Origin of the sequence: Sulfitobacter mediterraneus (genome assembly GCF_003054325.1) — a bacterium.
In the GTDB taxonomy this organism is placed as follows: Bacteria; Pseudomonadota; Alphaproteobacteria; order Rhodobacterales; family Rhodobacteraceae; genus Sulfitobacter; species Sulfitobacter mediterraneus.
The window spans coordinates 85353-99989 of record NZ_QBKU01000001.1; the positions used below are offsets into that span (position 1 = coordinate 85353).

Annotated in this window: 14 protein-coding genes; 5 read left to right on the forward strand and 9 right to left on the reverse strand. The window is 58.2% G+C overall.

All coding sequences use genetic code 11. From position 1 onward, the window contains the following. The first annotated feature begins 22 nt into the window (after positions 1-22). The 5 genes from C8N31_RS00525 to C8N31_RS00545 all read left to right on the forward strand — a co-directional run bounded on the left by C8N31_RS00525 (position 23) and on the right by C8N31_RS00545 (position 5247). Positions 23-973 (forward strand): MBL fold metallo-hydrolase, encoded by a 951-nt coding sequence (locus C8N31_RS00525; protein WP_025046994.1) that lies wholly within the window; start codon positions 23-25, stop codon positions 971-973. 17 nt (positions 974-990) lie between these two features. Continuing rightward, complete coding sequence (locus C8N31_RS00530; protein WP_146173087.1) at positions 991-1233, forward strand: hypothetical protein; 243 nt, start codon at positions 991-993, stop codon at positions 1231-1233. A 25-nt stretch (positions 1234-1258) separates the two neighbouring features. Next, on the forward strand, positions 1259-2863 hold the full coding sequence (locus C8N31_RS00535; protein WP_025046995.1) for an FAD-dependent oxidoreductase: 1605 nt from the start codon (positions 1259-1261) through the stop codon (positions 2861-2863). Beyond that, positions 2860-3048, forward strand: a complete 189-nt coding sequence (locus C8N31_RS00540; RefSeq protein ID WP_025046996.1) for a DUF2783 domain-containing protein — start codon at positions 2860-2862, stop codon at positions 3046-3048. Before C8N31_RS00535 ends, C8N31_RS00540 begins: the two co-directional genes overlap by 4 nt. A gap of 522 nt (positions 3049-3570) precedes the next feature. Beyond that, positions 3571-5247, forward strand: coding sequence for an ABC transporter substrate-binding protein (locus C8N31_RS00545; protein ID WP_025046997.1), 1677 nt, complete (start codon positions 3571-3573; stop codon positions 5245-5247). Between the two features lie 49 nt (positions 5248-5296). Here the strand turns inward: C8N31_RS00545 and C8N31_RS00550 are convergent, their stop codons facing one another. From C8N31_RS00550 to C8N31_RS00590, 9 genes are all read right to left on the reverse strand, one after another. Continuing rightward, complete coding sequence (locus C8N31_RS00550) at positions 5297-5803, reverse strand: 3-hydroxyacyl-CoA dehydrogenase family protein (RefSeq protein ID WP_025046998.1); 507 nt, start codon at positions 5801-5803, stop codon at positions 5297-5299. Continuing rightward, positions 5800-6687 (reverse strand): helix-turn-helix transcriptional regulator, encoded by an 888-nt coding sequence (locus tag C8N31_RS00555; RefSeq protein WP_025046999.1) that lies wholly within the window; start codon positions 6685-6687, stop codon positions 5800-5802. The genes C8N31_RS00550 and C8N31_RS00555 overlap by 4 nt, the downstream gene beginning before the upstream one ends. Positions 6688-6771: 84 nt before the next feature. Beyond that, on the reverse strand, positions 6772-7197 hold the full coding sequence (locus C8N31_RS00560; RefSeq protein WP_025047000.1) for an acyl-CoA thioesterase: 426 nt from the start codon (positions 7195-7197) through the stop codon (positions 6772-6774). Continuing rightward, the gene (gene boxA / locus C8N31_RS00565) at positions 7198-8376 is read right to left on the reverse strand and encodes a benzoyl-CoA 2,3-epoxidase subunit BoxA (protein ID WP_025047001.1); all 1179 of its coding nucleotides are present in this window, start codon (positions 8374-8376) and stop codon (positions 7198-7200) included. It lies immediately after the preceding gene. A gap of 82 nt (positions 8377-8458) precedes the next feature. Further along, positions 8459-9910 (reverse strand): benzoyl-CoA 2,3-epoxidase subunit BoxB, encoded by a 1452-nt coding sequence (boxB, locus tag C8N31_RS00570; protein WP_025047002.1) that lies wholly within the window; start codon positions 9908-9910, stop codon positions 8459-8461. A gap of 84 nt (positions 9911-9994) precedes the next feature. Further along, positions 9995-11653 carry a 2,3-epoxybenzoyl-CoA dihydrolase gene (boxC, locus tag C8N31_RS00575; protein ID WP_025047003.1) on the reverse strand — a complete coding sequence of 553 codons (1659 nt, stop codon included), beginning with the start codon at positions 11651-11653 and terminating at the stop codon, positions 9995-9997. 110 nt (positions 11654-11763) lie between these two features. Then, complete coding sequence (locus C8N31_RS00580) at positions 11764-12156, reverse strand: DUF309 domain-containing protein (protein ID WP_231013656.1); 393 nt, start codon at positions 12154-12156, stop codon at positions 11764-11766. 46 nt (positions 12157-12202) lie between these two features. Further along, entirely contained in the window at positions 12203-13030 is an 828-nt protein-coding gene (locus C8N31_RS00585) for an alpha/beta fold hydrolase (protein WP_338063654.1), read from the reverse strand. Further along, entirely contained in the window at positions 13027-14565 is a 1539-nt protein-coding gene (locus tag C8N31_RS00590; RefSeq protein ID WP_025047006.1) for a benzoate-CoA ligase family protein, read from the reverse strand. The genes C8N31_RS00585 and C8N31_RS00590 overlap by 4 nt, the downstream gene beginning before the upstream one ends. Between the last annotated feature and the right edge of the window lie 72 nt (positions 14566-14637).

The window sequence follows — 14637 nt, forward strand, 5'->3', positions numbered from 1 at the left end:
CCCCATTCAAAGGACATCCCTCATGGCCAAAGCATTCGCATCCCAAGGCGACATGACCGAAAAGAAAATCACCTTTGACGAGATCGGCCGCGATCTCTGGGCCTTTACCGCCGAGGGTGATCCCAACTCCGGCGTGATCATCGGCGACGACAGCGTGATGATCGTCGAGGCACAGGCGACCCCGCGTCTGGCCAACAAGGTGATCGAGAAGGTCCGCGAAGTGACCGACAAACCGATCAGCCATGTTGTGCTGACCCATTATCACGCGGTGCGTGTGCTGGGCGCATCGGCCTATGGCGCGGACCAGATCATCATGTCCGACGCCGCCCGCGGCATGGTTGTGGAACGCGGGCAGGAAGACTGGGACAGCGAATTCCAACGCTTCCCGCGCCTGTTTGAAGGGCATGAAAGCATCCCCGGTCTGACCTACCCCACCACCACGTTCTCGGACAGCATGACCGTCTATCTGGGCAACCGCCGCGTCGATCTTATGCATCTGGGCCGCGCCCATACGGCGGGTGATATCGTGGTGCAGGTGCAGGACGAAAACGTCATGTTCACCGGCGACATCGTCGAAGACCATTCTGCCTGTTATTGCGGCGATGGGCATTTTCACGAATGGGGTCACACCCTTGATAACATCGCCAGCTTTGACGTTGATGCCATCGCCCCCGGTCGCGGCGGCGCATTGATCGGCAAAGACGCGGTGGAACGCGCCATCGAAAGCACCCGTGATTTTGTCGACAGCACCTATGTCCCCGCCGCCCGCGTCGCGGCCCGTGGTGGCAGCTTGAAAGAAGCATGGGATGCGGTCCGCACCGCCTGCGATCCCAAGTTCGCGGACTACGCCATCTATGAGCACTGCCTGCCCTTCAACGTTGCCCGCGCCTACGACGAGGCCCGCGGCATCGAAACGCCCCGCATCTGGACCGCACAGCGCGATCTGGAAATGTGGGAGGCCCTGCAGGGATGAGCACAAGATGGCTCCACGTGAAACTTGCAACAGCGAAGGCGGCGATAGTTCTGATCCCGTCTTACTCCGCCGCATTTTTTACCGACAAAATGGTTTGGGTTGTGCCCACACTAGCAGCGGCAAGCTTCTTCGCTGGAACCATAGATATTTCCAAAGCGACTGTTCGCAGAAGAATTGATGAGGATCATGAACACGAAGATCCAGATAGCCCCGAGAATTATGAACCTGAGAACACAGACGATTCAATTGAAGCTGAATAGCGTCGACTTCAAATAGGAGCGCCCCATGGCCTATGATTACGCCCCATACCCCTACATCGCACCACCCGGATTAAGCGGACCCGAGCCGCGCCATCCGGTTGTTATCGTGGGTGCCGGCCCGATCGGGTTGGCCATGGCGGTGGATCTTGCGCAGCAGGGCGTCAAATCGCTGGTTCTGGATGACAACAATGTGGTGTCAGTCGGATCGCGGGCGATCTGTTGGTCCAAACGCACGCTGGAAATCTTTGACCGGCTCGGCGTGGGCGAACGGATGCTGGAGAAAGGCGTGACATGGAAAGTCGGGCGTCAGTTCCACGGTAAGGATGAGATCTACAGCTTTGATCTTTTGCCAGAGCCGGGGCACAAATACCCTGCCTTCATCAATCTCCAACAATACTACGTCGAACAATATCTGGTCGAACGGGCGCAGGAATTCCCCGATCTGATCGACTTGCGGTTCCTCAACAAGGTCATCGATCATACGGACAGAGGCGATCATGTCGAACTGACCGTTGAAACCCCCGATGGCACCTATACGCTTGAGGCAGAGTGGTACATCGCTTGTGACGGGGCCGGTAGTGCCACGCGGCAGCGGATGAACCTCGCCTTTGACGGTCAGACCTTCGAAGAGCATTTCCTGATTGTGGACGTGGAAATGGAAACCTCGCCCTTTGGCGATCACGACACGCCCGAACGCTGGTTCTGGTTCGCACCGCCCTTCCATCCGGGTCAATCGGCGCTGCTGCACAAACAGCCCGACAACATCTACCGGATCGATCTGCAACTTGGGCCAGACACCGACCCCAAGGAAGAAGCCACCGAAGAAAAGGTGATCCCACGGATCAAACAGATCGTCGGAGATGCACCATTTCGCCTCGATTGGATGAGCGTTTATAAATTCCGCTGTGCCAAACTGGACCGTTTTGTGCATGGCCGCGTCCTGTTTGTCGGGGACAGCGCCCATGTGGTCAGCCCCTTTGGCGCACGTGGCGGCAATGGCGGGGTGCAGGATCTGGACAACCTCGGTTGGAAGCTGGCCGCCGTGTTGCGCGGCGACGCCCCGCCTGCCCTGATTGAAACCTACAGCGAAGAGCGCACCCATGGATCGGCCGAGAACATCCTGAACTCGTCCCGCGCCACAAACTTTATGACGCCAAAATCCCCGATTGAGGCGTTGTTCCGCGATGAGGTTCTGACCCTCTCGGAACGCCATCCCTTTGCCCGCCGATTGATCAATTCGGGGCGGCTGTCCTTGCCGTGCTCACTGGAAGGAATGACCCTGCAAACCGCTGGTGACGCCCCCGTGCCCCCCGGCGCGGTGATCACCGATGCCCCATTGACCGGCGCGAATGGCGACACTTGGCTGATCCGGGAAGTGCAGGGGCAGTTTACGCTGGTCGGCTTTGGCGACATGGCATTACCGCAGATCGACGGCATCGCCCGCATCGGCATCAACAGCCGTGGTGATTACCCCTGCTTTGACGCGACGGACGGCCACGCCATCCGCCGCTACGGCAATGCCCACATTTATCTCTTTCGCCCCGATGGCCATGTTTGCGCTGTGTTCACAACGCCAGAGGTTGCCGCCATCACCGCTGCAATGAAAAACGCCATGGGAGCGGCGCTATGATCCTTGATGACAAACTGGGGCAAGACACCGACGCCTTTTATAACGCGCTGATGGACCTGCACGAAGGGCTGAGCGAGGCGCAGAGCCATGCGTTAAATGCGCGGCTTGTCTTGATTTTAAGTAATGAAATCGGAGATTTGGAAAAGCTGAAGCTGTTGATGCAAGCCGCCGCAAATGCCGGATAAACTGCGCTAAAGAGATTCGTTCTGCCGCTCGCTACGGCCCAAAACACCAGCCCGGCCAACCCAATCGAAACTTTTTTTATTTCAAAACCTGCCGCAAAACGGCAACAAACGAACTCAAACGGGCCGCCCAAAAGCGCCGCAAATAGCGCTGGATACTGGCGGGGTTATCTGCTCGCCATAAGGCAGCTTGCCCGAAAACGACACATCAGTGGTCAGAATTGGCGCTCAGGGAATGAAACCGGGATTGGCGCAGTATTGCGCAACTCCGCTCACAAAATGCACCAAAATCCGAAGAGGCACATCGCTGCCACTCAACCGCAATTTGCAGGTTCAATTGACCCCGTTGTTGATCGCACAAGATACCGTGATGGGCTTGACGCCACGGGCCTGTGTGTTTGACTATCGGAATGCAACCGCGACAGCGGGCCAGAAAAGCAGGAAAACTGTATCATCTGGCGCCATCAAATTGGCGTCACAAAGGGCGGCTCACCGAGATCGCCACCGACAACAGAGAGGAAGACCATGAGTTATTTGACACGCACCGGAAAGCCACTGCCGCAATCGATCCACGATTCCGCAGAAGCCGCCAAGAAAGATCCGGTCAACCGCCGCGAGTTCCTGGCCTTGGCCAGCGCATTCGGCGCAACCGCCGCCACCGCCTATTCCATGATCGGCATGGCAGCACCCGCAAATGCCGCAGCCCACGCCAACATCAAGCCGGGCGGCACCGTCCGCATGCAGATGGAAGTCCGCGCGCTGAAAGATCCACGCACATATGACTGGTCACAGATCGCGAACTTCTCGCGTGGTTGGCTGGAATACCTGGCGATCTGGGAAAACGACGGTTCATTCACCCCTGCCCTTCTGGAAAGCTGGGAAATCAACGATGATGCCACCGAATACACATTGAACGTCCGCAAAGGCGTCAAGTGGAACAACGGTGACGACTTCACCGCCGAAGATGTTGCCCGCAACATCACAGCATGGTGTGACAAATCCGTTGAAGGCAACTCCATGGCGGGCCGTTTTGCGACCCTCATCGACGAAGCCACAGGCAAAGCCATCGAAGGCGCCATTCAGGTTGTCGACAGCCACACTGTGAAACTGATGCTGCCTGCATCCGACATCACGCTGATCCCAGGCATGGCCGACTATCCAGCGGCGATTGTGCACAGCTCGTTCACCGCAGACAGCATGCTGGACAACCCAATCGGCACCGGCCCTTACCTGCCCGAAACGCTCGAAGTCGGCGTCAAAGGTGTGCTGGTCAAGAACCCTGACCACACATGGTGGGGCACAGAAATCACCGGCGGACCTTTCATCGACCGTCTGGAGTATATCGACTACGGCACCGATCCATCCGCATGGATCGCCGCAGCCGAAGCCGAAGAGGTTGATGGTTTCTATTCCATGGAAGGCGAATACATTGACATCATGTCGACGCTGGACGGCTGGGTCGAAAACTCCATCGCGACCGCCGCGACAATCGTTATTCGTCCCAACCAGCTGGCCGAAGTTGACGGCAAACAGCCTTATGCAGACAAACGTGTGCGCCAGGCGATTGGCATGGCCGTAGACAACGAAGTGCTGCTGGAACTGGGTTATGGCGGCCGCGGGATCGTTGCGGAAAACCACCACGTTGGTCCGATGCACCCGGAGTATGCCGAACTGCCTGCACGCAAGGTTGATCCGGCCGCCGCCAAGGCGCTGATGGACGAAGCCGGCATGGCCGACTTTGAGCACGAGCTGATGTCGATCGACGATGCGTGGCGCAAAGACACCACCGATGCCGTTGCGGCGCAGTTGCGTGACGCAGGTATCAAGGTCAAGCGGACCATCCTGCCCGGCTCTACCTTCTGGAACGACTGGTCCAAGTACCCGTTCTCATCCACGAACTGGAACGCGCGCCCCTTGGGTGTGCAGGTATGGGCACTTGCCTATCGTTCCGGTGAGGCATGGAACGAATTTGGCTATGCCAGCGAAGAGTTCGACGGCCTGCTGACAGAAGCGCTGGCAACAGCCGACGTTGAAAAGCGCCGTGCGATCATGGCCAAAGGTCAGGCTCTCATGCAGGAAGACGGCGTAACGATCCAGCCATACTGGCGCTCACTGTACAACCACACCAAAGAAGGTCTGGTTGGCGCAGCTCACCACATCGGCTTTGAATATCACCCAGCACGGATGGGTTGGTCTGCGTAAACACGCTGATCCCAGACATTGAAAAAGGCCGCGCATGTCGCGGCCTTTTTTATGCCCGCAGGGTGAGTTCCCGCAAAGTCTTGCCCTTGGGGAAATGCACCGCCCGCGCCAACACAGACAACGCCTTGGTATCCAGCAAGGACAACCGATCTAACGCTTGGACCAACGCGGCATTCATCGCCCGAACAATCTGTGCATCGCTGATCTCGCTCCGATCATCGCCGGCAAACCATGCCTCTTCGCGAAACATGTCCTCGATCAAAGGGTCAATGACCGCCCCGCCGCCACCGGGATAGCGATAGTAGCCAACGCCGCCCGATTTGCCGATGCGCCCTTCCGCCACCATGCGCGGCAAAATCGGCACTGGGCGGTTTGGATCGCGGGCAAGCACCTTTTCAAGCCCGATCAGATCCTGCGCTTCACATGGGCCCATGGTATAGCCCCAATCGCTCAGCGCCTCGTCCAGTTCCCATGGGGTGGTATGGCGATACATCAGCGCCTCGCCGGCCTGCCAAAACGCATCCTGCAAGACAATCGCCACATCAGCTCCGGTCATTTTGCGCCGTCTAGGAAGCGATACTTCGCGATCACCGCGAGCAGGTCATTGGCCGACGACCGCACCGCGCGATTGGTTGTGTTCACCTGCGCCTCGGCCTGTTGGTAAAGCGGTATCCGGCTTTCTAACAGAGTCTTGAGATGCGCCATCGCCGCTGGATTGCCCTCCATTGGACGCAGATCACCTTGCCCGCGCACGCGCTGCATATGCTCTGCCGGGCTGGTCTTGATCCAGACGGTGTGAAACCGCTCAAGCAGGCGGGCATAGGTATCCGGCTGTGCCACGATCCCGCCCGCGACGGCAAGGATCATCTTGTCATGTTTGGCCGATGCCCGCTCCAGCGCTTCGGCCTCCAGCTTGCGATAACCATCCTCGCCATAAAACGCCATCACCTCGGCCAGTGGCATATCCGTGTCTGCCTCGATATCGTGGTTCAGCTCAACAAACGGGATGCCAAGCGCCTCGCCAGCCATCCGGCCAAGGGTCGATTTGCCTGCCCCGCGCAGCCCGATCAAACAGATCCGCCCCGCCCGCATGACCTTGGGGTTTTGCGGCGCCAGCAACCCGCAAACCTGCTGTTGCACCTGCGGCGGCGCTTGCCGGAACAAGGCAGTGATCCGCTCGGCCTCGTGGTCCATCGGCATGCCTTCGGCCAATAGTGCCTCGATCCGCAGATCAAGGGCACTGGCCACCCGTTGCAACAGCAGTACCGAAATATTGCCCTCGCCGGCCTCCAACTGCGCCAGATAGCGCGGTGAAACGCCGGACATCTCGGACAAGACCCGCCGCGACAAGCCGCGCAGTTTACGGGCCTCGGCCACGCGGGCGGCCAGACGGGCAATCAACGCACCGCCAATGTCTTCTGAGGGGGAAAGGTCAGTCATGAATCCAAAGGGGTGATTAAGAACAATACTGCATCGTTGCCTGTGATTTTGCGAAAAACAATCCTTGGAACGCACATTGATGCATTATTCCGCACGCAGGCGCGGCTCAATCACGGCCCGAAACTCTGCGGGCGCCGATTGGCTTTTGAATTGATCGGCAATGATAAACACACAGGTGAACCGCCCCTCGAAACAAAGCAGATCATTCTGCCGCCCCTTCACCGCAAAGGTGATCGACTTGTCCCCCAGCCGGGTTGGGTACGTCTCACACAGCAGCTTGTGGCGCGGCGTCACGGGGCTGCGAAAATCCATCGACATGTTGACAAAAGGCGTACCGACATTGCGGTCGATCTCCATCTGGAACCAACCGTCACCATCCAGATGCGCCTCCCACCATGCATTGATCGCATCCAGTGCAAAGTACGGCAGCCGCGCGGTATAGGCGATGCGGGCCGGGTCACAATCGGCCCAGGTGACATTGACCGGATGCACAAAATTGTCGTCGCTCACTTAATAGGTCTCCACGTGATAACGGCCCTCGTCGCGCATCACATCGCGCAGCGCGGTCCATTGCTGACCAATGCTTTCGGCGATGGAGGTCATGGCAAGCTCAACCCCCTCTTCCATCCCCCGCAGGCCGCAGATGTAGATATGGGTCCGGTCATCGCCCAGCATCTCGGCAACCTCGTCCTGTTCGGACACGATCCGGTCCTGCACATATTCCTTGTCCGCATCCGGCAGGCGGCTGAACACCAGATGTTGGCGCAGGATCTTTTCCGGGATCTTCTTGAGCGGTCCGAAATACGGCAGGCTTTCAGGTGTGCGCGCACCAAAGAACATGGTCATGCCCCCGGTGGCCCCGCCACGTTGCCGCTGCATGGTGAATGCCCGCATCGGCGCGGATCCAGTGCCGGTGCAAATCAACAAGAGCCGGGCATTGGGATCATTCGGCATCAGGAAAGTAGATCCAAACGGGCCTGTGACCTCCACCTCTGAGCCTTGCTCAAGATCGCACAGATAGTTGGACGCCAGCCCGCCATCTTCGCGTTTCACGGTCAGCGAGATATTGTGATAGCCGGGGCGCTCCCCGTCGCGGGGGCTGGACACGGAATAGAGCCGCGGCAAATGCGCCTTGCCTTCCGCATCTTGCCCCGGTGGAATGATGCCGACCGACTGCCCCTCTAGCACGGGAAACGGCAATGCACCGGGGTCTAGAATGATATGGCGCACATCGTGGCTTGGATCATCCGTCAGGCGGTAGTTGCCCTGCACCTTCATCTTGGCCGGCTTGCCCAATGTGTACATATTGACCGCTGGTTTCGCCGCTGTCAGCGGCGCACGCGCTTTGCCGCCCGCACCCTTATGCGCCTCGGCCAACAACGCGGCAATCGGATCGGCTTCCCCCTCATCGCCCCCCGCTGGTGCCGCTTCTATCTCGGCCTGCTCGGGCAGCTCGTCAAATTCATACTGTTCTTCTAAGGTGTAGGGCGTTTCGACCACCCGCCATTCGTCAATGGACCCCGTGGGACAAACCGGAATGCAATCCATACAGAAATTGCAAACATCTGCGTTCACCACAACGTTGTTGTCGTCATGTTCAATTGCCCCGATGGGGCAGGTCATCTCGCAAGTGTAGCAACGGATACAGATCTCGGGATCAATCAAATGCTGTTTGACGGGGGTGGTCATAGGCTCTCCCATTCATCAAAAGAAGGGCGGGGTCACCCCCACCCTTGGTGTGCCGTCGGGCGGGACTCATCCCGCCAAATTGTCAGGCCATGTGCAGTTTAACATACTCATAATCGCCCGGCTTGTTGTCGATCCCGACCTTGGGCGCAGCAATCCATGAGGCGTATTTGCCCGGCTCAAAACAAGGCACCATCAAGGATTGAATGAAATCACCATCCGCCTTGGTCGGCAGCCACTCTCCCTGCCGTTTTTGCCAGTCTTCCGCCGACAGGATATTGCCATCGGGGTCAATCGCCACGGTGCTAAACACACCGATCTGGCGGTGGAACCCTTCGTGCGGCAGCTTCAGTTCAAACTCCACTCCGGATTTGGCAATCAGCTTGTTCCAGCGGCCAACCCCGCCCGCCGCATCGCGCACATAGTCATCGCGCAGGCGCATGTTGATCGCGGTCAATGCAGGCACATCTTCGGTCAGGATCTTGCCATCCTTGATCGAGGTCACCGGATAGGTCGCATCATTCAGCTTGTGATCATCATCAATCCGCTGCTCCATATAGCGGCCCTTGATGCCCGAGTTGAACGCATTGGCGGCGTTGGTGGACACTTCCTGACCAAACAGATCCAGGGAAAGCGTATAATGCAGGTTCAGCTTTTTCTGGATCGTCGGCAGGTCAATCACCCCAAGATCACGGATTTTGTTGATATCGTAAGGATCGGTGATGCCATTGGCGTTCATCGCCTCAATAGTTGCCTGAATGGTCCGGCCCACGCCTGTCTCGCCGACAAACATGTGATGCGCCTCTTCGGTCAGCATAAACCGGCAGGTGCGTGACAGCGGATCGAACCCAGACTGCGCAAGGCTTTCCAGCTGCATCTTGCCATCACGGTCGGTGAAATAGGTAAACATAAAGAACGACAGCCAATCGGGCGTTTCCTCGTTGAACGCACCCAACATGCGCGGCGCATCCTCAGACCCGGAGGAGCGCACCAACAGATCGTTTGCCTCTTCGCGGCCATCGCGGCCAAAGTACTTTTGCAGAAGATAAACCATCGCCCAAAGGTGACGGCCCTCTTCGACATTCACCTGAAACAGGTTGCGCATGTCATAAAGGGATGGCGCCGTCAGACCAAGAAACCGCTGTTGTTCCACCGAACCCGGCTCGGTGTCGCCCTGAATGACGATCAAACGTTTGAGCATATTGCGATACTCGCCCGGCACCTCCTGCCACGCCTTTTCGCCAAGGTGTTCCCCCATCGGGATCTTGCGATCCTCAACCGCCGGTGCCAACAACACGCCCCAGCGATACTCCGGCATTTTCACATAGTCGAACTTCGCCCAGCCCTTGGGATCAACGCTCACCGCAGTGCGCAGATAGACCATGCTTTCCTGAAAGTTCTGCGGGATCAGATCATTCCACCAGTTGATGTAACCGGGGTGCCATTTTTCCAGCGCCTTGAGCACCTTCTTGTCCTCGGACAGCCCGACATTGTTCGGGATTTGCGTGTCATAACTTACGTTGATCAGATCGAGCATTGTCGAAGTTCCTTTTCAGTCTGGGCATCGGAAACTTGAGCCGTTTCCGGCCGGCCTCTTTCAAAGAAGCCGATCCATTGATGATTACACACGTTCCATATTGTATTTACCGCGCACGCCGGTGCCGTAGCGTTGCAAGGCGCCCTCTTCACCAACTGCGTTGGGGCGCTGAAAAATCCAGTTCTGCCATGCCGTCAGGCGGCCAAAAATCCGGGTTTCCATGGTTTCGGGTCCGGCAAAGCGCAGATTGGCTTCCATTCCGGTCATGGCATCGGGGCTGAAACTGGCGCGTTCCTCCATAAACAGGCGCACCTCGTCCTCCCAATCAATGTCGTCATAGGCGTAGGTGATCAGACCCAGCTCTTCGGCATCATCCGCCTCCAACGCCTCTCCGATAGAAGACTTCAACTTTTCCACCTGCTCCGGAGTGCCTAGAAAGCGGGTTTGCAAACGGGTCAGATCATTGCCCATCGGATAGGTGCCAAAGTTGCCAGTCGACAGTGTGACCGTTGCCAGCGCCCGGTTGTCGCCGTCAAATTCCTCCAGCATCATATAGCTGCGGTCCACCGCCCACAGAAGTTCTGCCAAAGGTCCGGCAAAACACGATCCATGCTCCACGATCGCCACCAATGACCGCGAGGTCATGTCGATGCGTTTCAGCACCCGCTTCCAGTATTCCAGCACCTCATTGGCCAGCCAATGATCACGGTTGCCAAGCAGCAGCGCCTCATGCGCCAGCACGGCTTCAGGGTCGCCCTGGGTCTGGAACTCAATCAACCCCAGTTCTTTTTCATTGTTGCGCAGATGCAGGATCGCATCGTCCAATTCCCGCGCACAGCGTAGCATCCAATTCTCCGCGCCATTGGCGGTGAAGGCATCCATGTCTGCGGGCGCATCTGCGTCCGGCCCTTTGATCGTGATGGTGGCGCGGCTTTCCTCGCGGACCAATGCGACCTCGACGGTGGAATAGCTCACACCATCTTCGGCAAAACTGCGCGACAGCGCGGTCAATTCGATCCCCTCCGCCACATCGGCCTTTCCCGATTCTGCGGCCATCACCTGCGCCCGTTCCGCGACCTTTTCATCAAAGCTGGAGTTCGGGAATACCTCATCCACAAGCCGCCATTGCACGGCACGTTTGCCCTTCACGCCTTCTTCGATGGAACAAAACACATCCGCCAGATCGCGGCGCACCTTGCGCTTGTCCGTCACTCGGGTCAGCCCACCTGTGCCCGGCAAAACCGCCAGCAACGGCACCTCGGGCAAGGCCACAGAGGACGTGCTGTCATCGGTCAGCATGATGTGGTTGCACGCCAGAGCCAATTCATAACCGCCACCCGCGCAGGCCCCTTTGACCGCGCAGATATAGTTCTGACCGCTGTCGGCCTGTGCGGCCTCAAAGGTGTTGCGGGTCTCGTTGGTAAATTTACAAAAATTGACCTTATGCGCATGCGCCGCGCCGCCCAGCATCCGGATGTTGGCCCCTGCACAGAACACCTTGTCCTTGGCCGAGCGCATGACCACCACTTTGACTTCGGGGTGTTCAAACCGCATCCGCTGCACCACGTCAGCCAGCTCGATATCGACACCCAGATCGTAGCTGTTCAGCTTCAACTCATAGCCGTCAAACAGCCCGCCCTTTTCGTCCACATCCATCGAAAGCCATGCAATCGGACCGTTATATTCGATTTTCCAATGCCGGTACTTGGACGGATCGGTCTGAAAGTCGATCACTTTGGTCATCGGTGGTCCCCTCATGAATCAGTCGCATTGATGCGATATAGTTCAGAATACTTAGCGGAAATGGCAGGTAGTTACATTATTTTCGGGATAACGTGAATTATAATGCACCATCACTGGTCAATCAGGATCAAAGTCTCCTGCACCAACCGTTCCATCTTGGGCCGTTCCAACCCCAAAACCGGCAGTCCCATCGGACAACGCGCAAGATGGGCCAGCACCATATCGCACAACCGCCGCGCCGCATTTGGGCGCTGCATCCGAATTTTGATCCGCGCATTGGCCAGTTGGATCAACGCCTGCGCCATGTCCCGCTCCGCCGACCATTCCGGTGTTTGCAGCCAGACCGCCTCAAGCACCTCGTGGCATTCCCAGAAATACCCGGCATCAAAATAGTCGAGCCCCGCCTGCCACGCGAGCGTCAGATGCAGTGCCTCCAACGGTGTTTGCGGGCCCACACTGGTCTTGATCTCTTCAAACCAGTCTTCGGGGTGACGTGCGTTCACCCCTGGCAAATAGGCGTGCGGAGGTCGCGGAATATGGGCGGGCCGATCAACCAATCTTGACCTCGTCCTCTTCCAGCCGCCGCAACCGCAGGCAAAACTCTGCGATCTCTGCCAAGGTTTCCTGCGGCTTTTCCAGATGCGGCGCATGCCCGCAATCATCAAGGATCATCGTATCCAGAGGCGAATAGATCCGTTCTTCTATCTCTTGGATTTGCGCCAGGGTGCCATAGGGATCATCGCGCCCCTGAATGGCCAAGACCGGAATGCGCCAGTGGTCAATCGCATCACCTACGTTCCATTTGGCAAATGCGGGGTCAGTCCAGACATCGTGCCATCCCTTAAACGCCACCTCGACATTGGTGTGGTATTTCTCAAGTCGCTGTTTCAGATCCCCGGTTTCAAAGGCCTCTCCCGCCGCGCGGATCGCGTCCAACCCGGCAGGCTCGGTAAAGAAATGCGGCGCAATCAGGACAAGCCCGCGCACCCGCATATCAGAGACTGATCCGGCATAAATCGCTGCAATCGTCGCCCCGTCCGAATGCCCCATCAAGACGCAATGCTCAATCCCCGCCGCATCCAACACGGCGCCCAGAACATCCTCCGCCTCGCGGGTTTGAAAATCGAGCGGTCGCGGCAACGGTACGGGATCAGAGCCGCCATAACCCGCTCGGCTATAGGCAAAGACCCCAAATCCCGTGCGTTCGGCCAATTGCGCGGGCACATCCTTCCACTGCGCGACAGAGCCGAGCCCTTCGTGCAGCAGCACCAGCGTAGGTGCCTTGTGCGGCGCAGGGCCCCAGCAGCCATACTCAAGCGATTGCCCCTGCACTGTAATCTGTGCCCCTTTGGCATTCGTCCAATTGATCGCCATCATGCACCCTCTCTAAGTTTGAACCGCTGGATCTTTCCGGTTGCGGTTTTTGGCAAATCCTCCACCACTTCGATCCAGCGGGGGTATTTCCATTTGCCGATTTTCTCTTTCACAAAGTCTTTCAGCTCGGCTTCAAGGGTGTCTGATCCCTCGCCCGATTGCAGCACGATAAACGCCTTGGGCTTTTCCAGCTCGTCCGCGTCCCGCATCGCCACAACTGCGGCCTCCAACACCTGCGGATGGCTGACCAATGCGCCTTCGACCTCAAAGGGGGACAGCCAGATGCCGGAAACCTTGAACATGTCGTCCGTGCGCCCGCAATAGACCAGCCGCCCATCCTCGCGGCGTTCGTATTTATCGCCGGTTCGGGTCCAAACCCCTTCAAAGGTTTCGCGCGATTTGTCGCGTTTGTTCCAATAGCAGCTCGCGGCAGAGGCTCCGTTGACCAAGAGTTCCCCCACTTCGCCAACCCCGACGTCTGCGCCGGTTTCATCGACCAGCCGCAGGTCATACCCCGGCACCGCAACCCCGGAAGTGCCATAGACAATATCGCCCGGCCCATTGCTGAGGAAAATATGCAGCATCTCGGTTGACCCGACACCGTCCAGTATGCCCACACCGGTGTGCGCCTCCCACCGTTTGCCCACATCTTCGGGCAGCGCCTCACCTGCCGATATGCAGGTATGCAGCGGCGCATCGGGCGCACCGGTTTGATCCATCTGTGCGACCATCGCCGCATACAGTGTCGGCACCCCGCAAAAGATCGTCGGTTGATGTTCGGCGATGGTGCCAATCATATCCGGCGGGGTGGGCCGGCCAGTGAACAGCACCGTGCTGGCGCCAACAGACAGCGGAAATGTCATCGCATTGCCCAGCCCATAGGCGAAAAAGAATTTAGCTGCTGACAGCACCACGTCATCCTCGGCAATACGCAGCACCTTGGCACCGTAAGTGTCTGCCGTGGCCTTCAGGGCGGAATGCACATGCGCAACGCCCTTTGGCTGCCCGGTAGAGCCGGACGAATATAGCCAGAATGCCACCTCATCGGCGCTGACGGCTATGGTGTCTTGGGCGGGGGCATCGCGCATGAAGTCATCAAACCCTTGTGTGCCCTCCGGCGCATCGCCAATCACAACCACCTGCCGCAGATAGGGATTGCCTGCGACCGCAGGGGCAACCACGGGCCAAAGCGCCTCTGACACAAACAGGATCGCCGCGCGGCTGTCGCGCAGGATCGCGTCATAAACCGGCGTGGCCAACAGCGTGTTAAGTGGGACCGGCACCACACCGGCCTTGATCGCGCCCCAGAAGATCTGTGGAAACTCGATCTGGTCCAGCACCAGCATCGCCGCGCGTTCTTCAGGGCGGATATCCACCCGGCTCAACGCCCCTGCCACCTGCGCCGCCCCTGAGGCCATTTCACCATAGCTCAGGCTACGTCCGCTTTGTGCTTCCAAGAAGGCACGCTTGCTTCCGCGCCCCTCGATCAGATGCCGGTCCACAAAATAGGTGACAGCGTTGTTGTCGGTAGAAACCATGAAATCCCCCAGTATTTGCGCAACATTGTGCATCCCGTCCGGCCATGCGCAACCGGCAGCACAAAAGGTTGC

Bases quoted from the DNA above. Each gene is read 5' to 3' on its own strand.
- C8N31_RS00525 (WP_025046994.1), top strand. From the start codon at position 23: ATGGCCAAAGCATTCGCATCCCAAGGCGACATGACCGAAAAGAAAATC.
- C8N31_RS00535 (WP_025046995.1), top strand. From the start codon at position 1,259: ATGGCCTATGATTACGCCCCATACCCCTACATCGCACCACCCGGATTA.
- C8N31_RS00540 (WP_025046996.1), top strand. From the start codon at position 2,860: ATGATCCTTGATGACAAACTGGGGCAAGACACCGACGCCTTTTATAAC.
- C8N31_RS00545 (WP_025046997.1), top strand. From the start codon at position 3,571: ATGAGTTATTTGACACGCACCGGAAAGCCACTGCCGCAATCGATCCAC.
- C8N31_RS00550 (WP_025046998.1), bottom strand. From the start codon at position 5,803: ATGACCGGAGCTGATGTGGCGATTGTCTTGCAGGATGCGTTTTGGCAG.
- C8N31_RS00555 (WP_025046999.1), bottom strand. From the start codon at position 6,687: ATGACTGACCTTTCCCCCTCAGAAGACATTGGCGGTGCGTTGATTGCC.
- boxA (WP_025047001.1), bottom strand. From the start codon at position 8,376: ATGACCACCCCCGTCAAACAGCATTTGATTGATCCCGAGATCTGTATC.
- boxB (WP_025047002.1), bottom strand. From the start codon at position 9,910: ATGCTCGATCTGATCAACGTAAGTTATGACACGCAAATCCCGAACAAT.
- boxC (WP_025047003.1), bottom strand. From the start codon at position 11,653: ATGACCAAAGTGATCGACTTTCAGACCGATCCGTCCAAGTACCGGCAT.
- C8N31_RS00585 (WP_338063654.1), bottom strand. From the start codon at position 13,030: ATGATGGCGATCAATTGGACGAATGCCAAAGGGGCACAGATTACAGTG.
- C8N31_RS00590 (WP_025047006.1), bottom strand. From the start codon at position 14,565: ATGGTTTCTACCGACAACAACGCTGTCACCTATTTTGTGGACCGGCAT.